Here is a 19,389-nt window from a genome sequence, read left to right on the forward strand (position 1 = left end):
AAGTGTTCCGTTCATTGTCTCATTTGGAGGCGCCGAAGCCCACGAGCTTGGCGCGTTCGGGGTCGCGCATCAGCGAATCGAGGATGCGCCGGGTCGTCTCGTCGGTCTCCTGCCGGCAGAGCTGCACGGCGCGGTCGCAGTCGCGCGCCTCGAGAGCCTTGACGAGATCGAGATGGGTGCTCTCCAGCTCGGTCGCGGGCCACGCGACGATGCCGAAATTGAACAGCCGCTCGCTCTCGTCGAGGATCCGCGTCAGCATCGCGACGAGGCGCGTGTTGTGCGTGATCTTGGCGACCGCGAGGTGGAAGGCGCGGTTGATGGCGATCCGCTCCGGTCCGCCCTTGAGGTGCCCGTCGGGGACGACCGCGTAGGCCTCGAGCGAGGCGATCGCGGCATCGTCGGCATTCTCCACGATCATCCGCACGATGCCGCTTTCGAGGACGAAGCGTGCCTCGCTGAGATCGCGCAGATCGGCGAGGTTGATGGGCGTGACGTGATAGCTGCGCCCGTTGGAGGGCGACACGAGCCCTTCCTGGCGCAGTCGCGAGAGCGCGTCGCGCACCGGGGTGGGGCTGACGTCGTACTCGCGGGCGAGACCGGCCTCGGAAACCGCGCTTCCGGGCGGCAGCTCGCAGGAGATGATGCGCTTCTTCAGCTCAAGATAGATCTGCTCCCATCGCGCCTTGTGTCCCCCGCCGCCCGCCTGCTTGCGCGAGCCCGATTTCGATCCGGCCACCTGATCACCCGTCATTTGTCGCATTCATTTTTTATTCGCTGTAGCGTTGACGTCAATACACTGTAGTGATTACCGTAGTGATCACAATAGCAATACCCTCGTTTGATACCCGTCAGCCCGCATGGCTGCCAGAATAGGACCACTCTATGAGACAGACGACGGCCCTTTGGTTGGCGAGCTCCTGCCTCGTTGCCGCCAGCTTGGTTGCAGGGAGCGCCCAGGCGCAGAGCGAAGCCTGCGGCACCACGGGGGGGACGATGATCGTCGCGATGCCGGCGGACATGCTGCGCACCGACCTCACCCTCGCCTCGGACACTCAGGCCTGGTACATCGGCGGCAACGTCATGCAGGGCCTGATGGGCCCGAAGCCGGGCACTCTGTCGGAGCTCATCCCGGTGCTCGCCGCCGCGCAGCCCGAGCTGTCGGACGACGGCCTCACCTACTCCTTCACCCTGCGCGAGGGCGTGACCTTCCACGACGGCACGCCCTTCGACGCCGAGGCGGTGAAATATAATTTCGATCGCTGGCTCTCGCTGCCGCCTGAGCTGCAGCCCTATGCGCCCTACACGGCGTCCACCATCGGCTTCGGCGACGCGTCGATCATCTCCGAGGTGAACGTCACCGGCGACCACACGATCGACATCGTGCTGAAGGAGCCGAACTCCTCCTTCCTCAACTATCTGGCCCTCGCCGGCTTCACCATCGCGAGCCCGACGGCGCTGAAGGCCGGCGGCGCCGACAACACCGTCACCGACATCACCCAGATCTCCGAGGCCCAGGGTGGCAAGGGCGCCCTCATCGGCACCGGCCCGTTCAGCTTCAAGGAATGGGTGCGCGGCGACCACACCACCATCGTCAAGAACGACGACTATTGGGACGAGGCGGGTGTGCCGTGCCTCGACCAGGTGGTGTTCCGCCCGGTGTCGAACCCGGCGACGGTGATGGCGGGCCTCCAGGCCGGCGACATCGACTTCGCCTTCCAGGTCGGCCCGACGGACGTGCCGATCATCAAGGCCAACAAGAAGATCGACATTGTCGAGCGCGGCGACAGCTGCAACATGTTCGAGCTGGCGCTGAACCACGCCCACGCCCCGCTCGACAACCCCGACGTGCGTCGTGCCATCGCCTATGCGGTGAACAAGCAGGCGCTGGTCGACAATTTCTACGCCGGCTACGCCGCTCCCGCCAACGGCTACCTGCCGCCCGCCTTCCAGTTCGCCAAGGCCCTCGACCTTCCGGGCTACGATCCGGAAAAGGCCAAGGAGATCCTGGCGAAGTCGGGTCTCACCCCCGAACAGCTGACGGTGGATTTCTGGTACCCGTCCGACGTCGTGCGCCCCTACATGCCGGACCCGTCGGGCATCTTCCAGTCGCTCGCCGCCGACCTCGAGGCCGTGGGCTTCACGATCAACCCGAAGTCCGACATCTGGGCGCCGAGCTACCTCGACAGCTACGTGCGCGGCACCTATCCGATGTACCTCATGGGCACGATCTGCCAGTGGGCGAGCGCGGACAACTTCTTGCTGACGAACTTCTTCGGCTACGTCGACGGCGAGCCGCGCAAGCAGTGGAACTACCGCAACGACGACCTGCAGACGACGATGGAAGCCGCCCTCGGCGCCCCCAACGCCGACGAGGCCGCGAAGCTCTGGGGTGAAGCTCAGGACATGCTGGGCGAGGACCTGCCCATCATTCCGCTCGTCAACGCCAAACCGCCGGCAGCGGCGCGCAGCGTGGTGCACGGCTTCGTCAGCTCGGGGAACCTCAGAGAGCAGATGAACACGGTCTGGCTCTCGCAGGAATAGACCCCATCCATCGGCCGGGGCGCATTGCCCGCCCCGGCCCCAACAGTCCCGGAAACTATGATGAACGATCCCACCGAGATCGTTCCGGGCCGGATCTACCGGCTGGGCGGAACGGTCGCGCTGCACGACAATGTCTCCTGGGTGCCGGCCGGCGTGCGCGGCTACCAGCCGCAGAACTGCTACCTCGTCATCGAAGACGAGACCGTCACCCTGATCGACACGGGCATCGCCGCCCATCGCGACCTCATCGTCGAGCAGATGCTCAAGGTGATGCCCCGCGACAAGCCGCTGACCGTGTTCCTCACCCGGTCGGAATATGACTGCATCGGTGGTCTCGCCGCGATCCAGCAGCACTTTCCCGTGGCCCACCTCCTCGCCGGCGGGTCGGTCAACCCGTTCGACGGGTTCGCCGGCGTCACCGAGCTCGAGGGCACCTGGGACAGCCGCATCCAGCTCGGCCGCAACCCGGTCGGCGGCTCCTCGATGGTCGACACCTCCAAGGACCTCGAGACGATCACCCCGGCGCTGCGCCTTCTCGTGACCTTCTGGGTCTATGATCGCGTGTCGAAGACCTTCTTCTCGTCCGACCTCTTCGGCCACACGGTCACCGCGACGGCCGACGCCAAGCTGACGCTCGACCCCGGCGACCCGGACCCCACCACCCCGGAGAGCCTGCGCGCCCACATGCTCGCCAAGTTCCACTGGCTCGCGCAGTCGCTGCCCGACGGCGTCCCCGCGCGCGACCTGAAGACGGTTTTTGCCGATCGCGAGATCGAGAACATCGCGCCCTCGCACGGCCTCGTCCTGCGCGGTAAGGAAGTTATTCAGCGCGACTTCGACCGCATGATCACGCTTCTGGAACATCCCTGGGAGATGCCCGCATGACGATCGACACCTCCGGACGTCCGCGTCAGATCGCGCCGGGAATTCACCATCTCGGCATCTGCCACGTCTATCTCAACGACGTGCGCTTCCCGATGGTCGGCGGCAAGCCGATCCACCTCCACCTGTCGAACTACATGATCCTCGGCACCGAGAAGACGCTGCTCATCGACACCGGCGAGCCGGCGGGATGGGAGGCGCTGTCGGCGCAGATCGACCAAGTGCTCAACGGCCGCGAGCTCAACTATCTCTTCCCGACGCACCCCGAGTTCCTGCACTCGGCCAACCTGACGCGCATCCTCGACAAGTACCCCGAATGCCGCGTCGTCGGCGACGTGCGCGACTACGAGATGTATTTCCCCGGCTGCACGGATCGGATGGACGCGATGCCGATCCGCTCCGAGATCGACCTCGGCGGCGGCTACGAGTTCGTCATCCTCGAAGCGCCCATCAAGGACTTGCCGGCCTCGGTCTGGGGCTACGAGAAGTCGCAGCAGGCGCTGTTTTGCGCCGACGCCTTCTCGTTCGCCCACATCAACGCCAGCGTGCCGGGCCAGGACATGACCGAGTACCATCTCGCCGACGAGTGCTCGCTCACCACCGACGAGCTCCCCGGCGGCGTCGGCCAGATCCGCGACAACTCCGCCTTCATCCTGCGTGCGGCGCTCTACTGGCTGCGCTACATCGACCCGAACCCGCTGTTCGCCAAGGTGGAGAAGCTCTTCCAGGAGTTCCCGCCGAAGATCGTCGCGCCGGCCCATGGCCACGTGATCATCAACCCGCGCGAGGTGGTGCCGATCATCGAGGCGGAGATGGAGTCCGTCAGCGGCACCAGCGGCACGATGGCCGACCGCGTGAAGGTCTCGGCCTAAGCGCAACCCGACGGGACAGGAACGCCAGTGCCCCGCTATATTCTGCGCCGATTGCTGGTCTCGATCCCGGTGCTCTTCGGAGTGACGCTGATCGCCTTCGCCTTCGTCCGGCTCCTGCCGGGCGATCCGGCGGTCACCATCCTCGGCGAGCGGGCCACCCCGGCGGCGATCGAACGGCTGCGCACCTCGCTCGGCCTCGACCGGCCGATCTGGCAGCAATATGCCGAATATATGTCGAACCTCCTGCAAGGGGATCTCGGCAACTCCACCATCACCGCCGCGCCGGTCACCAAGGAGCTCTTCAGCCGCTTCCCCGCCACGCTGGAGCTCTCCATCTGCGCGCTGTTGATCGGGGTCACGGCGGGCCTCTGGCTCGGGCGCGCGGCAGCCCGGCGGCCCGGCGGCGGCACCGACGGCGGCCTCACCCTCCTCTCCCTCCTCGGCATCTCGATCCCGATCTTCGTGCTCGGCCCGCTCCTCCAGTACGTGTTCGGCGTGGTGCTCGACTGGCTGCCCACCTCCGGCCGCATCAACCCGCGCCTCTTCGTCAGCACCCCCACCGGCTTCCTCCTCTGGGACACCGCCTCGCAGGGGGAGTGGGGCGCCTTCCGCGACGTGGTGGCCCATCTCGTCCTGCCCTCCGTCACCCTGTCGATGATGCCGATGGCGATGGTCGCGCGGATGACGCGCAGCAGCGTCATCGAGGTGCAGCGCGAGGACTATGTGCGCACCGCCCGGGCGAAGGGCGTCGTCCCGCCCCGCATCGCGCGCCGTCACGTCATGCGCAACGCCTGGCTGCCGGTCGTCACCGTCATCGGCCTGCAGGTGGGCGCCCTCCTCGCAGGCACCGTCATCACCGAGACCGTGTTCGGCTGGAACGGGGTCGGCTCCCTGGTGGTCAACGCCATCAACCAGCGGGACTATTTCGTCGTGCAGTCGGCCATTCTCGTGTTCGCCGTCATCTTCATCGTGGTGAACCTTCTCGTCGATATCAGCTATGCGCTGCTCGACCCGCGGATCAGCTACCGATGAGCGCCGCCGACACCACCGCGGCGCCCGCCACCCGGGCCCCCTCCAACAGCTACTGGCGTCTGGTGTTCCGCCGGCTGCGGCGCAACCGGCCGGCAATGGCGGGCCTCGTCTGCCTGGTGGTCGTGATCCTCGCGGCCGTCACCGCCCCGATCATCGCGCCCTACGACCCGATGAAGGTCTCCCTCGCCGACGCCTACCAGTCGCCGAACGCGGCGCATCTCATGGGCACCGACAAGCTCGGCCGCGACATCCTCTCCCGCGTTCTCTGGGGCAGCCGCAACAGCCTCAAGACCGGCTTCTTCGCCGTGCTGTGGGGGCTCGCCATCGGTGGCGTGCTCGGATCGCTGGCGCTGTGGGGCGGGCGCATCGTCGACGCGGTGGTCATGCGCTTCACCGACGTCCTCCTCGCCTTCCCCGGCATCCTCCTCGCCATCGGGGTGATCTCCTGGCTCGGGCGGGGCGACGTGCAGATGACCCTCGCCGTCGGCCTCTCTCTCGCCCCGATCTTCACCCGCCTGCTGCGCGCGAGCCTCCTGTCGCTGCAGGAATCGGACTTCGTGCTCGCGCTGCGTTCGGTGGGCGTGCCGCGACGGCAGATCCTCTTCCGCCACATGCTGCCCAACGCGCTGACGCCGCTCATCGTCCAGGCGACGCTGCAGCTCGGCACCACGATCCTCACCGTCGCCGGGCTCGGCTTCCTCGGCCTCGGCCCGGAAGACCCGCGCATCCCCGAATGGGGGACGATGCTCATCGAGGGCGCGCAGATGATCCAGACCTTCCCCCACCTCGTCCTCGGTCCGGGGGCGTGCCTCGTCGCGATCGTCGTCAGCGTCAATCTCCTCGGCGACGGGCTGCGGGACGCGCTCGACCCCCGTGTCAGAAGGTGACCGATGACCCTTCTCGAAGTTGAAGACCTCACCGTTCGCATCGACACCGAGTTCGGCACCGTCCACGCCGTCAACGGCATCAGCCTGAGCGTCGAGCGGGGCGAGACCCTCGCCATCGTGGGCGAGTCGGGCTGCGGCAAGTCGATCACCGGGCTCTCCCTCGCCCGGCTCCTGCCGGAGCCCGCCGCCCGCATCGCCGGCGGCACGATCCGGTTCGAAGGCATCGATCTCGTCACCGCGTCGCCGCGCACCCTCGCCGATCTCAGGGGCCGCGACGTCGCGATGATCTTCCAGGACCCGATGTCGACGCTCAACCCCGTGCTCACCATCGGCGAGCAGATGGCCGAGGCGCTCCTGCGCGGCAACTACGGCGTCTCGATCCGCCCCGTCCGCGACCGTCTCCTCGAGCTTCTCGACATGGTGGGGCTGCCGGGCGGCGAGGCGATGCTGCGACGCTATCCCCATCAGCTCTCCGGCGGCATGCGGCAGCGCGTGATGATCGCGATGGCCCTCGCCCAGAAGCCGCGCCTCCTCATCGCCGACGAGCCCACCACCGGGCTCGACGTGACGGTGGAAGCCCAGATCCTCGATCTCGTCGGCCGCCTGACCGAAGAGAGCGAAACGGCGGTGATCCTCATCACCCACGACCTCGGTGTGGTCGCCGGCGTCTCCCGGCGCGTCGCGGTGATGTATTGCGGCACCGTCATCGAAACCGCCCCCACCGACACCCTCTTCGATGCGCCGATGCACCCCTACACGGTGGGCCTATTGCACGCGACGCCGTCGATCGACGCCGACGCGGACGAAGACCTCCTCGCCATCGAGGGCGTGCCCCCGAACCAACTCCGTCCGCCCGCCGGATGCCCGTTCGCCCCGCGCTGCGCCTGGCGGCAGGAGCGGTGCTGGGTGGAGGTGCCGCAGCCCCGCGCCGTCGGCGAACAACACCAGGTGGCCTGCCACAACACCGCGACGCGGGAGGAGGCGCAGCAAGGCCGCCCCGCGCGCCTCGCCCCCGCCCCGCCCCCGCCGAACCTCTTCGGCATCGGCGAAGTCGTCACCTTCCGGGGCGTGAGCACATGATGCGCCTCGATCCGCGCAGCATCGATCCTCCCGGCGCACGCCCGAACGCCGGCGATCCGGTCCTCTCGGTCCGCCATCTCAACGTCGAGTTCTCCGTCCCCTCCCGGCGGGGGCTGTTGCCGCGCAAGGTCAACGTGCGGGCGGTCAACGATCTCAGCTTCGACATCGGTCGGGGGGAGACGCTGGCGCTCGTCGGTGAATCGGGTTGCGGCAAGAGCACGACCGGGCGCGCGATCTTGAACCTCATCCCCCCCTCGAGCGGCACCGTGCTCTTCGACGGCAGGAACATCGCCGGGCTCGAGGAAAGGGCCCTGCGGCGCACCCGCGCCCGCATGCAGATGATCTTCCAGGATCCCTACGGCAGCCTCAGCCCGCGCCAGACCATCCGCAGCGCCGTGCGCGAGGCGCTCGACGTCCACGATATCGGCGAGCGGGCCGGGCGCTCGGCCGTGGTCGACACGCTGCTCGAGACCTGCGGCATCCGCCCCGACCTCCGCGACCGCTACCCGCACGAGCTCTCCGGCGGCCAGCGCCAGCGCGTCGGCATCGCCCGGGCCCTCGCGACGGGTCCCGACCTCATCGTCGCCGACGAACCCACCTCCGCCCTCGACGTCTCGATCCAGGCGCAGATCCTCAACCTCATCCGCCGCCTGCAGCGCGAGCGGCAGATCTCGTTTCTCTTCATCTCCCACAACATGGCGGTGGTGCGGAACGTGTCGGCGCGCGTCGCGGTGATGTATCTCGGCAGCATCGTCGAGACGGGGCTGACCCACGAGGTCCTGTCGCTGCCGCTCCACCCCTACACCAAGGCCCTCGTGTCGGCGGTGCGCGTGCCGGACCCCGCCGTCGAGCGCCGGCGCGAGCGCATCGTCCTGTCCGGCGAGCAGCCCTCGCTGATGGAACTGCCGAGCGGCTGCCCGTTCCACAGCCGCTGCTGGCTGCGCAAACAGATCCCCACATCGAACCGCTGTGCCGACGAGCGCCCCGTGCCCCGCACGATCTCGCCCGGACGCACGGTGAGCTGTCACTTCGCGGAAGAACTCGGATGAACCGACCCATCCTTTTCGACATCCCCCAGACCGAGACCTTCGCGGAGGCCGATGAGATCCTGAAATCGCGGGACTTCGTGCAAGGCGAAGCGCTCGAGGTGGGGCGCGTGCCACACCTTCCGGAGATCATCACCTCCATCGACGGCCCCCGCCACATGGCCCGGCGCCGGCTCTATATGCCGCTGTTCCGGCCCAAGCGCCTCGCGATGCTCGAGGCCGACATCCTGCGCCGCGAGCTGCGCGAAGCCCTCGACGAGGCGGTGAAGGGCCAGGCGGCCCCGGCGCGGGTGCCGGATCTGCCGTGGGTGATCCGCTCGGCCATCGTGAAGGTGTCGGCCGCCCTCATCGGGCTCGATCTCGCCGACGAGGACGCCGTACGCGGCCTCGTCGAGCATGCCCGCAACATCGCCGAGGGGCGCGATCAGGTCTGGGCCCGCGAGCCCAATCCCGACTCCATCGCCCGGGGGCGGGAGACCTGGGTCGCCTTCATCCGCGACTATTTCGAGCCCTCCGCCGAGCGTCGCCGCGCCCTCGTCGCCGCGCATGCCGCGGGCCGGCTCGGTGCGGACGAGCTCCCCAACGACCTCATCACGCTGATGCTCACCCAGCCCGACCACGACGAGGCCTATGCCCCGATCATGGCCTACGAGGTCGGCCTCTTCCTGACCGCCTCCGTCAACACGACGGCGGCCGTCGCCCCGAAGGCGGTGGAGGCCTGCGCCCACTGGCTCGAGGCGCATCCGGAAGACCAGGCCCGGCGCGAAGACCTCGACTTCCTCCGTCTCGTCGCCCAGGAGGCGCTGCGGCTCTACCCCACCGTGCCCTTCCTGGTGCGCGAGGCCGCCCGGGACGTCACCCTCTCGACGGGCCGGAGCTTCAAGGCGGGCGATCTCGTCCGCACCGACATCACCGGGGGCAATCGCGACCGCTCCGCCTTCGGCGAGGACGCGGACGTCTTCAACCCCCACCGCACCTTCAGCGCCCCACGCCATTTCGGGCTGAGCTTCGGCGGCGGCCCGCACTTCTGCATCGGCCGCGAGATGACCATCGGGCGCACCAAGCCGGGGCCGGCCGACGGGGCCGTCGGGCTCACCATCGCCGTTCTCCAGGAAGTCTATGCGCGCGGCCTGACGCTCGATCCCGACGACTTGCCGCAGCTCGTCGGCGGCACGTCGCAGCACAAATATCTCTCCTTTCCCGTCCTCCTCCACCGGCCGGAGGGCCTCTGCCAATGACCGACGAAAGCACCAAGCAACCCTGGGAGTGGTCGGAGTCCCATTGGCGGGGCCTCGTCGATCAGGTGCGGGCCGGGCGCCCGCTGAAGCCCACGTCCTGGCCGGGTGGCGCGCGCTGCGCCGTCGCGCTGTCGTTCGACTGCGATCACGAGACCAACGAGCTGCGCGACGGCGGCCGGTCGATCGGCCGCATGTCGTGGGGTGAGTTCGGGGCGCGGGTGGGCATCGAGCGCGTCCTCGCCTGCCTCGATCGGCACGGCGTGCCGGCGACCTTCTTCACCCCCGCGGTGGCCGCCCTCCTCCATCCCGACGAGCCCAAGCGGCTCGTCGATGCCGGCCACGAGATCGGCATTCACGGTTGGATCCACGAGCTGAACTCGGTGCTGCCGGCCGAGACCGAACGCGAGCTGATGCTGCGCTCGGCCGACGTCCTCGAAAAGCTCACCGGCGTGCGCCCTTGCGGCATGCGCACCGCGTCCTGGGATTTCAGCCCGTCCACCCTCACGATCCAGCGCGAGATGGGCCTCCTCTACGATTCCTCGCTGATGGCCGACGACGAGTGCTACGAGCTCCTCCAGAACGGCGAGCCGACGGGCATCGTCGAAATCCCCGTCGAGTGGATCCGCGACGACGGCGCCTATCTCACGATGCTGCGCATGGGGGGCCTGCGCCCCTACACCCCGCCGCGCGAGGTGCTGCAGATCTTCATCGACGAGTTCGACGCGGCCTGGGAGGACGGCGGCCTGTTCCAGCTCACCTGCCATCCCCACGTGGTCGGCTACCGGTCGCGGATCCTGATCCTCGAAGAGCTCTTGCGCCACATAAAGGCGAAGGGGTCCTCATGGTTCGCCACCCACGCCGACGTCGCCCGCCACGTGACGGCGGCGAGCCCGCTCTGAGGCGCCGGCCGAGAGCCGGGGCCCGCTACTTGCCGTCAAGGTCGGCGAGCTTGCGCAGGGTGTAGAGGAGGGCCACGCGCTCGGCCGGATTGAGCGGGTCGAGCGTGTCGGCGGTGGCCTGGACGGCGCGCGGAACCATCGTTTCGAGGAGCGTGAGGCCGGCGTCGGTGATGCCGATGATCACCTTGCGGCCGTCCGCCGGGTCCTTGGAGATCGCGACGAGATCGCGCGCCTTCAGACGATCGACGATCCCGCGGATCGTCGCCTGGTCGACGCCCGTCGCCTTGACGAGCTCGGCCTGCGACTGGCGGCCATGGCTGCGCAGGGCGCACAGCGTCGTGAACTGCACCGCGGTGAGCTGCGGATCGCGGCAATTGGCCTGGAAGATGGCGAGATGGCGGTGGTAGGCGCGCCGCAGCAGGTAGCCCACCTGCTCGGTGACGTCATACTGCGAGACGGCCGTCGCGGCATCCGCGCGGGGCTCTTCGGTGTCGTCTTTCAAGTGCCCGTCCAAGTGCCCGTCACCTTCAGCAGCCATCCATTCCCGCGCGGCGGCGCGCATCGTGACCCAATTGTCACCCCGCCGCCCTTTCCAGGGTGACACGCCGCCGCCACACGCTCGGCGGGTCGCCCTGCGCGGCACCCACATTGAGCGTACACCTTATATTTGTCTACTCCACTTGCACAAAACCTCGGTCGTCGTCATGCCCCTAGCAGCGGCAAACAGCCTATGATCCGTGTTGCTTTATTGTGCGCGTGTGACCACGATCTGATCTTGCAGTTTGACAAAAGTAATGGAACTCTAGCGTAGACACTGCACTTTGCGTCGGTCCGCGGCTCCGTTCGAGAATGACGAGATGCCGAGGCCGTGGATGCTGAAGATCGTGATAAGACCTGCCTATGTATGACACCTTTGCCGTCCGCGCCCTGATCGACCTCTGGCTGACAGAGGACGTCGGCTGTTTCGATCTCACCGCCAAGCTGATGGTGGATCCCGCCGCCACCGCGACGCTCTACATGAACGCCCGCGAGCCCATGACCCTCGCCGGCATCGACGTCGCCGCCATGGTGTTCACCCGCTACGAGCCGGCGATCACCGCCGAAGTCGTCGCCACCGACGGCGACCGGGTGGAAAAGGGCACCATCCTGATGAAGGTCTCCGGCCCCGCCCAGGCGCTGCTGACGGCCGAGCGCACCGCCCTCAACATCGTTCAGCGCCTCTCCGGCATCGCCACCGAGACGCAGAAATATGTCGACGCCATCGCCCACACCAAGGCGCGCCTGCTCGACACCCGCAAGACCACGCCGGGCCTTCGAATGCTCGAAAAGCACGCCGCGGCCTGCGGCGGGGCGCTGAACCACCGGCTGAACCTTGCCGACGGCGTCATGCTGAAGGACAACCACATCGCCGTCTGCGGCTCCATCGCCAATGCCGTCGCCATCGCGCGCAAGAAGGTCCCCGCCCTCACCAAGATCGAGGTGGAGTGCGATCGCATGGACCAGGTGGCCGAGGCCGTGGAAGCCGGCGCCGACGTCATCATGCTCGACAACATGGACAACGCCGTGATGGCCGAGGCGGTCGAGATGATCGCCGGCCGCGCCCTCGTCGAAGCGTCGGGCGGCATCCGGCTCGACACCATCGCCGGCAAGGCCGAAACCGGGGTCGACTTCGTGTCCACGAGCCGGCCCTTCCAGTCCGCTCCGGCCGTCGACATCGGCCTGGACGACGCCTGAGGCGACACCAGGATGCAGCCCGGAACGCTCTTCATCATCGTCGGGGCGAGCGGCGTCGGGAAAGACACGCTGCTGTCGGCGGCGGTGGAGGCGCTGGAGCCCTCCGGGCGCTACGTCCAGGCGCGGCGGGTCATCACCCGCCCGGCCGGCGGCGCCGAAGCGCACGAGCCCGTCACCGATGAGGAGTTCGAGCGGCGCCTCGCGAGCGGCGAACTCCTCGCCCACTGGCGCGCCCATGGCCTCTCCTACGGATGGCCCGTCTCGATCCTCGACGAGCTGAAGGCCGGCCGCAACGTGCTCGCCAACGGCTCGCGCGGCGCGATTCCGGACCTTTCGGGCGTGGTCGACCGCTGCGTCATCGTCGAGATCACCGCCCCTCGCGAGATCATCGCCGAGCGCCTCGCCGCCCGCGGCCGTGAGAGTGCGGAGGAGATCGAAGCCCGCCTCAACCGCCACGTCCCGCCGCTGCCGGCGACGATGACCGTCGCCGAGGTGATGAACGACGGCACGGTGGAAGACGCGGTCAACCACCTGATCGCGACGCTGGAACGCTACGCCACGCGGCTGTCCCTCAAGCGCATGCCCATCGGCGCCGGCACCACCACCATCGCCTATCTGAGCGATGCGTGCCGGCTCGTCGACGCCAAGGCGCTCGCCGATGGCGGGCGGGTCGACGTGGTGGGCGAAACGGCGAGCGTGCGGGCGATCGTGAACCTCGTCGAGCCCGGCGGTGCGCTCGGCGACCACGAGATCGGCCTGTCGCGCGAGGGGTTCGAGCTCCTGGGGCTCGACGCGGGCACCCTCGTCTCGGTCCACCGCACGCCCTCGCCCAAGAGCCGGGAGATTTTGCGCCGCAAGATCGCCGGCCGGCATCTGGGCTCGGCCGACTACGAAACCCTCTTCCGCGACATCGTCGACGGCCGCTACACCAACCGCGAAACCGCCGCCTTCCTGGTCAAGACCGTTCAATCGCTCGACGACGACGAGGTGGTGGCCGTCGCCCGCGCCCGCTGCGCCTTCTCCCCGCGCATCGACTGGGAGGCGCCGGTCGTCGTCGACAAGCACTCCCTCGGCGGCGTGCCGGGGAGCCGGATCACCCTCATCGTGGTGCCCATCGTCGCGGCCTGCGGCCTGGTGATCCCGAAAACCTCGTCGCGCGCCATCACCTCCGCGTCCGGCACCGCCGACGTGATGGAAGCGCTCTGCCGCATCGATCTCGGCCCCGCCGACGTGCGCCGCGTGGTGGGGGAGACCGGCGGGTGCATCGCCTGGAACGGCCGGCTCAACCACTCGGTGCTCGACGACATCGTCAACGCCATCACCCGGCCGCTGGCGCTCGACAGCAACCACTGGTCGGTCGCCTCGATCATGTCAAAGAAGTTCACCGCCGGCTCCACCCACGTGGTGATCGACATGCCGTTCGGCCCGCGCGCAAAACTCAAAACCGAGGCGGACGCGCTGGAGCTCGGCCGGATCTTCGAGCTGACGGGCGCGGGGCTCGGTCTCACCGTGCGCGCCTTCGCCACCGACGGGTCCAACGCCATCGGCAACGGCATCGGCCCCGCGCTCGAATTGCGGGACGTGTTGAAGGTGCTCGAAAACGCCCCCGACGCGCCGGCGGATCTTCGGGAGAAGGCGCTGTTCTTCGCCTCCGAGGTGCTGTCCTTCGCGCCGGGCGCCGGCTCCCTCGCCGACTGCCGGGCGCGCGCCGAAGCGGTGCTCGCCTCGGGCGCGGCGCGCGAAAAGCTTTCCGCCATCGCGAGCGCCCAGGGGGCCCGCCCCATCGTGCGCCCCGGCTCGCTGCACCACACCGTGCGCGCCCGCACCGCCGGCGCCATCGCCCGGGCCGACGGCTGGCACCTCGCCGGCATCGCCCGCACCGCGGGGGCCCCGCACGACAAGTCCGCCGGGGTCGACCTCCACGTGCGCCCCGGCGTGAGCGTCGCTCGCGGCGAGGCGCTCTACACCATCCACGCGAGCGACATCGCCGCAATGGAGCGCGCCGTCGCCCGCGCCGAGGCCGAGACCGGCTTCACCCTCGTGCGTGACGGGGCCGCGTCCCCCGAGCCCGCGCGGAAGGCGTCGTGAGCGCCCTCCGCCTCGTTTCCCGTGTTGGCCGACCCGCCGGCGGCCTCGAGTACCGTGACCGGTGGTCCTCAGCGAAAGGATGCTTCGATGCGTAAATTCAACAGGCTGATCGCCGCGATCGGCGCCGGCGCCCTCCTCGCCGCGGGTGCCGCCACCGGCGCGAGCGCCGAAAACTACACGCTGTGCGGCGCGAGCCCGGGCGGCCTGTGGGCGCTGCTCGGCGCCGGCATCGACGCCGCGGTGAAAGCCGAGGACCCGTCCTCCTCCGTCACCTACCAGACCTCGTCGGGCGGCTTCGCCAACATCGTGCAGATGTCCCAGGGCAACTGCGACATGGCCATCATCCACCTCGGCGAAGGCGTGATCGCCACGAACGGCGAGCCCCCGTTCCCGCAGCCGATGGACGATTTCGCCCTCGTCGCCGTGATGTACAACTGGGCGCCGATGCAGTGGCTCATGAGCGAGAAGTTCGCCGCCGAGCACGACATCACCTCCATCGCCGACATGAAGGACACCCCGGTCGACCTCATCGTCAACCGCAAGGGCATTCTGCCGTCGATCCTCGCCGAGGCCGCCCTCGGTCAGCTCGGCATTACCTATGACGGCATCGACGCCGCCGGCGGTTCGGTGCAGTTCCAGGGCTCCAAGACCGCCGAGGAACTGATGAAGGACGGCCGCGGCGACATCTGGACCAACGCCATGTTCATCGGCACCGGCTCCATCAACGCCATCGCCGAGAGCGTCGACCTGCGCCTCCTGTCGGTGCCGGACGAGGTGGTCGACTACATGGTGAAGAACTACGGCTCGATGCCCTACACGGTGCCGGCCGGCAGCTATCCCTGGCTGAAGGAAGACGTGAAGACCTTCGGCGCCCAGGCCGGTCTCGTGGTGCCGAAGTCGGCGAGCAAGGAAGAGGTCGAGGCGCTGACCAAGGCGCTCCTCGACAACATCTCGGCGATCCAGAACGTGCACAAATCCATGAAGGCGCTGACGCCCGAGATCATGATGTCCGGCGAGAGCCTGCCCTACCACGAAGGCGCGCTCGCCGCTTACGGCAAGTAAGGGGTTGCCGCCGCGCCTCCCGGCGCGGCGGCTCTTTCGCACGCAGCCCCCGGAGACGGTCCGATGATGGCAATCCTGAACTCCCTGTTCGCGGTCGGCGGGCGGCGCCGGCTCGAAGGTCCCGTCGACGTCGCCGTGAAGGTCTATGCCGCCGGCGTCGCGCTCTGGGTGCTCTACGAGACCACGGTGGCGCGGGTCGACGCGCTCGCCGCGACGGCCGTCTTCCTCGCCCTGGTGCTGCCGCTGTCGTTCCTCCTGGTGCGGGGCAGCCAGCGGGCGAACGAAACCCGCGTGCCCTGGTACGACTGGGTGCTCGCCGCCATCGCCGCGGCGACGGCGATCTATTTCGTCGCCAGCATCGAGATGATCGCGACGCGCATCAGCCTGTTCTTCCCGCTGACGACGGTGCAGACCATCGCCGCCCTCTCCATCGTGCTCCTGACGCTGGAGATCACCCGGCGCACGGTCGGCACCTTCCTGATGCTGCTCGTCGTGGCGTTCACCGCCTACAACCTCTTCGGCCATCTGCTCGACGGCCCGCTGAGCCACGGCACTATCAGCCTCAACCATTTCCTCGACATCAACGTCTTCACCGGCGACGGCCTCTTCGGCGTGCCGGTGCGGGTCGCGGCCACCTACGTGTTCCTGTTCGTGATGTTCGGGACGTTTCTGGAGCTCGCCGGCGGGGGCGAGTTCTTCTTCCGCATCTCCGCCGCCCTCGCCGGGCGCTCCCACGGCGGGCCGGCGAAGATCGCGGTGATCTCCTCGGCGCTCTTCGGGACGATGTCCGGCAGCCCCACCTCCGACGTCGTCACCACCGGCTCCATCACCATCCCGATGATGCAGCGCATGCGCTACAGCCCCGTGCTCGCCTCCGCGGTGGAGGTCGCCGCGTCGACGGGCGGCTCGATCCTGCCGCCGGTAATGGGCTCGGCCGCCTTCATCATGGCCGAGTACACGGGCATTTCGTACATCACCATCGTCATCGCCTCGATCCTGCCGGCGCTGCTCTACTACGCCTGCATCATGCTGCAGGTGCATCTGCGCTCCGAGCGGCTCTCCCTCGCCGGGCTCGAGGGGGAGGAGGTGCCGTCCGCCTGGCGTTCGCTCGCCGAGGGGTGGCCTTATCTGGTGCCGCTCGCGGTGCTGGTGGTGGCGCTGATCCAGGGCTATTCGCCGACCATGGTGGCGGTGATTGCGCTCGCCTCGGTGGTGGTCGCGTCGTGGTTCCGGCCGGGCTACCGGATCGGCCCGCGCCGGCTCTTCACCGGGCTGTCGGCCACCACCATCCGCATGCTCGGCGTCACCGGGGCGTGCGCGGCGGCGGGCCTCGTCATCGGCGGGATCACCATGACCGGCCTTGCGATGAAGTTCTCCTACATCACCTTCGCGCTCGCCGGCGACAACATGGTGGTGGCGCTCGTCCTCTCGGCGATGGTGACGATCCTCCTCGGGCTCGGCATGCCCACCCCCAGCGCCTACGTGCTGGCGGCGGTGCTGATCGGCCCGACGCTGGTGAACGAGTTCCACATCCCGCTCCTCAACGCGCACCTGTTCCTGATGTATTTCGCGGTGCTGTCGGCGATGACGCCGCCCGTCGCGGTGGCGGCCTATGCGGCGGCGGCGATCTCCAACGCCAACCCCATCTCGATCTCGCTGCAGGCGTGCCGGCTCTCCATCGCCGCGTTCGCGCTGCCCTTCGCCTTCATCTTCGCCCCCAGCATCCTGACGCCGCAGCTCGACCCCAACACCCTCGTCCAGCTCGCGACGGTGTGCGCGGGCACGCTGTTCCTCGCGATCGGCACCGAGGGCTTCTGGCGCGAGCGCATCGCGACGCTGCCGCGGCTCGCGGTGTTCCTCGGCGGGGCGATGCTGTTCACCCCGAGCTACATCGTGTCGGGCCTCGGTCTGGTCCTGGCGCTCGCAGGGCTGTTCCTGTCGGAGCGGCGGCGCAAGTCGCACGGCCGCGTCGCGGCGGAAGGCCGTCAGGCGTAGCCTCGCGCCCCACGGCACCGCGGCGAGGCGCTCGGCGGCGCTTGCCCGGGGAGGGATCGTTGCCCACCTACGATCGTCGCCACATCGGCGCCACACGTGGACATCTCCCTTTGATCCCAGCCCAAGACGGTTGGCGGGTCGGTGTGCTGTTCTCCGAGAGCGGCACCACCGTCGTCACCGAGACCGAGCACCTGCGCGGCACCGAGCTTGCCATCGCCGAGATCAACGCCGCCGGCGGCGTGCTCGGCCGCCCGATCGTGCCCACGGTCTACGACCCCGGCGCCCGCAACGCCGACTATCTCGCCTTCGCCCGCCGCATGCTCGCCGAGGACGATCTCGACATCATCTTCGGCTGCTCCATGTCCGCGAGCCGCAAGACCGTGCTGCCCATCGTCGAGCGTCACAACGGGCTGTTGTTCTACCCCTCGATGTATGAGGGGTTCGAGTATTGCGAAAACGTCTTCTATTGCGGGGCAACGGTGAACCAGACCTGCCTGCCGCTGGCGGACTATCTGATCCGCAACTATGGCGGCCGGGTCTATTTCGTGGGGTGCGACTACATCTTCCCGCGCGAATCGAACCGCATCATGCAGGAGCTGATCGAGGCGCGCGGCGGCGAGGTGGTGGGCGAGACCTACGTGCCCCTCGACGCGGGCGAGGACGCGGTGTCGGCGCTGATCCCCAAGATCCGCACCGCGGCGCCCGACGTGGTGTTCTCGACCCTCGTCGGCACCACCGCGCAGGCGTTCTACCGCCTCTACGACGCCGCCGGCTTCGACCGCACGCGCCATCCCGTCGCGAGCCTCACCATGGCCGAGACCGAGATCGCCACCATCGGCCGCGCCGCCTGCACCGGCCACATCCTCGCCGCCACCTACATGCAGACCGTCGACAACGCCGAGAACGCGCGCTTCGTCGCCGCCTTCAAGGCCCGCTTCGGCGCGGACGCCACCACCAGCATCTGGTCGGAGGCGGCCTATATGCAGGTGCACCTCTTCGCCCGCGCGCTCGCCCGCGTGGGCTCGGCCGATCCCCGCCGCATCGCCCTCGACCCCCTCGGCGACGAGTTCGACACCCCCGAAGGCCGCGTGCGCGTCGACGTCGACACCCGCCATTTGTGGCTCACCCCGCGCATCGGCATCGCCACCGGCGAGGGGCTCTTCGACATCGTCTGGGAAAGCCGGGTCGCGGTCCGGCCCGACCCCTATCTCGCCGCGACCCGGATCGAGGAGAGCGCGCTCGATGCCTGGATCTGAGGGCGGTTCGGCACGGCGGATGCCTCTGGCCACAGGGGCGGCGGGCGGCCGCGGGGGAGCGGGCATGGAAGGGTCGCGCGCATGAAGGACGGGCAGGGGACGAGAGGCGCGCGCCGCATCCTCGACGAGCTGCGCCGCGCCCGCGCGCTCCTCATCAACCCGCTCGACGAGGACGGCCAGCTCCTCGCCGACCATCTGAAGCGCCTCGGCTGCGCCGTCGCCCCCGCCTGGCCACCGCCCTCGACGCTGCCCGACGGCATCGACACCGTGCTCATCGGCGTCGACGAGGTGGCCGTCGGCGACATGGTGCAGCTTCTCGAGGGCCACGACGTCGCGGTGATCGCCATCGTGACCTACGAGAGCCCGACGACGCTGAAATCGATCTACGACCTCAACGCCCACGGGGTGATGAGCAAGCCCTTGCGGCCGCTCGGGATCCTCACCCAGTTCACCCTCGCGCGCTATCGCCACCGCACCGAGGGCCGGCTCAACGGCAAGATCCGCAAGCTCGAGGACACGCTGAAGGGCCGCCGCATGGTCGACCGCGCCATCCGCCTGCTGATGGACGAGCAGGGCCTCGCCGAGGACGCCGCCTATCGCCTCCTGCGCGATCAGGCGACGGCCGAGCGCATCGCGCTCTCCTCCATCGCCGAGGAGATCGTCACCGCCTACGAGACGATGGCCCGCCTCGGGCTGAAGCGCCCCGGCCCGGGGAGTGCGGCGAGTGCGGCGAGTGCGGCGGGGGTGCCACCGAAAGTGGCGTCGCCCAAAGATTAG

Annotated in this window: 17 protein-coding genes; 15 read left to right on the forward strand and 2 right to left on the reverse strand. The window is 68.8% G+C overall.

Annotated elements, in window-relative coordinates; genetic code table 11:
- Positions 1–19: 19 nt before the first annotated feature.
- The gene (locus JCR33_RS14995) at positions 20–751 is read right to left on the reverse strand and encodes a GntR family transcriptional regulator (RefSeq protein WP_198882917.1); all 732 of its coding nucleotides are present in this window, start codon (positions 749–751) and stop codon (positions 20–22) included.
- A 131-nt stretch (positions 752–882) separates the two neighbouring features.
- Between JCR33_RS14995 and JCR33_RS15000 the strand changes: the two genes are divergently transcribed.
- From JCR33_RS15000 to JCR33_RS15040, 9 genes are read left to right on the forward strand one after another with little or no spacing between them, the layout of a single operon-like run.
- Complete coding sequence (locus JCR33_RS15000) at positions 883–2,541, forward strand: ABC transporter substrate-binding protein (RefSeq protein WP_198882918.1); 1,659 nt, start codon at positions 883–885, stop codon at positions 2,539–2,541.
- Positions 2,542–2,601: 60 nt separating this feature from the next.
- A complete protein-coding gene (locus tag JCR33_RS15005) occupies positions 2,602–3,426 on the forward strand; it encodes an oxygen-binding di-iron domain-containing protein (RefSeq protein ID WP_198882919.1) in 825 nt (274 codons plus the stop codon).
- Positions 3,423–4,295, forward strand: a complete 873-nt coding sequence (locus tag JCR33_RS15010) for an oxygen-binding di-iron domain-containing protein (RefSeq protein ID WP_198882920.1) — start codon at positions 3,423–3,425, stop codon at positions 4,293–4,295. The genes JCR33_RS15005 and JCR33_RS15010 overlap by 4 nt, the downstream gene beginning before the upstream one ends.
- 27 nt (positions 4,296–4,322) lie before the next feature.
- Positions 4,323–5,327 (forward strand): ABC transporter permease, encoded by a 1,005-nt coding sequence (locus JCR33_RS15015; RefSeq protein ID WP_198882921.1) that lies wholly within the window; start codon positions 4,323–4,325, stop codon positions 5,325–5,327.
- Entirely contained in the window at positions 5,324–6,214 is an 891-nt protein-coding gene (locus tag JCR33_RS15020) for an ABC transporter permease (RefSeq protein WP_198882922.1), read from the forward strand. The genes JCR33_RS15015 and JCR33_RS15020 overlap by 4 nt, the downstream gene beginning before the upstream one ends.
- A gap of 3 nt (positions 6,215–6,217) precedes the next feature.
- Positions 6,218–7,294, forward strand: a complete 1,077-nt coding sequence (locus JCR33_RS15025) for an ABC transporter ATP-binding protein (protein WP_198882923.1) — start codon at positions 6,218–6,220, stop codon at positions 7,292–7,294.
- Entirely contained in the window at positions 7,291–8,343 is a 1,053-nt protein-coding gene (locus JCR33_RS15030; protein WP_232372595.1) for an ABC transporter ATP-binding protein, read from the forward strand. The genes JCR33_RS15025 and JCR33_RS15030 overlap by 4 nt, the downstream gene beginning before the upstream one ends.
- Positions 8,340–9,578, forward strand: coding sequence for a cytochrome P450 (locus JCR33_RS15035; protein WP_198882924.1), 1,239 nt, complete (start codon positions 8,340–8,342; stop codon positions 9,576–9,578). The genes JCR33_RS15030 and JCR33_RS15035 overlap by 4 nt, the downstream gene beginning before the upstream one ends.
- Entirely contained in the window at positions 9,575–10,477 is a 903-nt protein-coding gene (locus tag JCR33_RS15040; protein ID WP_198882925.1) for a polysaccharide deacetylase family protein, read from the forward strand. Before JCR33_RS15035 ends, JCR33_RS15040 begins: the two co-directional genes overlap by 4 nt.
- A gap of 25 nt (positions 10,478–10,502) precedes the next feature.
- On the opposite strand, the gene JCR33_RS15045 is transcribed toward JCR33_RS15040, so the two are convergent.
- Positions 10,503–10,979, reverse strand: a complete 477-nt coding sequence (locus JCR33_RS15045; protein ID WP_269751200.1) for a MarR family winged helix-turn-helix transcriptional regulator — start codon at positions 10,977–10,979, stop codon at positions 10,503–10,505.
- 398 nt (positions 10,980–11,377) lie between these two features.
- On the opposite strand from JCR33_RS15045, the gene nadC reads away from it, so the two are divergent.
- From nadC to JCR33_RS15075, 6 genes are all read left to right on the forward strand, one after another.
- Complete coding sequence (gene nadC / locus JCR33_RS15050) at positions 11,378–12,211, forward strand: carboxylating nicotinate-nucleotide diphosphorylase (RefSeq protein WP_198882926.1); 834 nt, start codon at positions 11,378–11,380, stop codon at positions 12,209–12,211.
- A gap of 12 nt (positions 12,212–12,223) precedes the next feature.
- A complete protein-coding gene (gene phnN / locus JCR33_RS15055; RefSeq protein ID WP_198882927.1) occupies positions 12,224–14,299 on the forward strand; it encodes a phosphonate metabolism protein/1,5-bisphosphokinase (PRPP-forming) PhnN in 2,076 nt (691 codons plus the stop codon).
- Positions 14,300–14,386: 87 nt separating this feature from the next.
- A complete protein-coding gene (locus tag JCR33_RS15060) occupies positions 14,387–15,361 on the forward strand; it encodes a TAXI family TRAP transporter solute-binding subunit (protein WP_198882928.1) in 975 nt (324 codons plus the stop codon).
- Positions 15,362–15,424: 63 nt separating this feature from the next.
- Positions 15,425–17,356, forward strand: coding sequence for a TRAP transporter permease (locus tag JCR33_RS15065; protein ID WP_198882929.1), 1,932 nt, complete (start codon positions 15,425–15,427; stop codon positions 17,354–17,356).
- A gap of 110 nt (positions 17,357–17,466) precedes the next feature.
- Positions 17,467–18,612, forward strand: a complete 1,146-nt coding sequence (locus tag JCR33_RS15070) for a transporter substrate-binding domain-containing protein (protein ID WP_211110326.1) — start codon at positions 17,467–17,469, stop codon at positions 18,610–18,612.
- Between the two features lie 81 nt (positions 18,613–18,693).
- Complete coding sequence (locus JCR33_RS15075) at positions 18,694–19,389, forward strand: ANTAR domain-containing response regulator (RefSeq protein ID WP_198882930.1); 696 nt, start codon at positions 18,694–18,696, stop codon at positions 19,387–19,389.

Origin of the sequence: Acuticoccus mangrovi, assembly GCF_016411865.1 — a bacterium.
GTDB lineage: Bacteria > Pseudomonadota > Alphaproteobacteria > Rhizobiales > Amorphaceae > Acuticoccus > Acuticoccus mangrovi.

Excerpts from the sequence above, each read along its gene's own strand:
- JCR33_RS14995 (WP_198882917.1), bottom strand. The coding sequence starts at position 751 with ATGACGGGTGATCAGGTGGCCGGATCGAAATCGGGCTCGCGCAAGCAG.
- JCR33_RS15000 (WP_198882918.1), top strand. The coding sequence starts at position 883 with ATGAGACAGACGACGGCCCTTTGGTTGGCGAGCTCCTGCCTCGTTGCC.
- JCR33_RS15005 (WP_198882919.1), top strand. The coding sequence starts at position 2,602 with ATGAACGATCCCACCGAGATCGTTCCGGGCCGGATCTACCGGCTGGGC.
- JCR33_RS15010 (WP_198882920.1), top strand. The coding sequence starts at position 3,423 with ATGACGATCGACACCTCCGGACGTCCGCGTCAGATCGCGCCGGGAATT.
- JCR33_RS15020 (WP_198882922.1), top strand. The coding sequence starts at position 5,324 with ATGAGCGCCGCCGACACCACCGCGGCGCCCGCCACCCGGGCCCCCTCC.
- JCR33_RS15025 (WP_198882923.1), top strand. The coding sequence starts at position 6,218 with ATGACCCTTCTCGAAGTTGAAGACCTCACCGTTCGCATCGACACCGAG.
- JCR33_RS15030 (WP_232372595.1), top strand. The coding sequence starts at position 7,291 with ATGATGCGCCTCGATCCGCGCAGCATCGATCCTCCCGGCGCACGCCCG.
- JCR33_RS15035 (WP_198882924.1), top strand. The coding sequence starts at position 8,340 with ATGAACCGACCCATCCTTTTCGACATCCCCCAGACCGAGACCTTCGCG.
- JCR33_RS15040 (WP_198882925.1), top strand. The coding sequence starts at position 9,575 with ATGACCGACGAAAGCACCAAGCAACCCTGGGAGTGGTCGGAGTCCCAT.
- nadC (WP_198882926.1), top strand. The coding sequence starts at position 11,378 with ATGTATGACACCTTTGCCGTCCGCGCCCTGATCGACCTCTGGCTGACA.
- phnN (WP_198882927.1), top strand. The coding sequence starts at position 12,224 with ATGCAGCCCGGAACGCTCTTCATCATCGTCGGGGCGAGCGGCGTCGGG.
- JCR33_RS15060 (WP_198882928.1), top strand. The coding sequence starts at position 14,387 with ATGCGTAAATTCAACAGGCTGATCGCCGCGATCGGCGCCGGCGCCCTC.
- JCR33_RS15065 (WP_198882929.1), top strand. The coding sequence starts at position 15,425 with ATGATGGCAATCCTGAACTCCCTGTTCGCGGTCGGCGGGCGGCGCCGG.
- JCR33_RS15075 (WP_198882930.1), top strand. The coding sequence starts at position 18,694 with ATGAAGGACGGGCAGGGGACGAGAGGCGCGCGCCGCATCCTCGACGAG.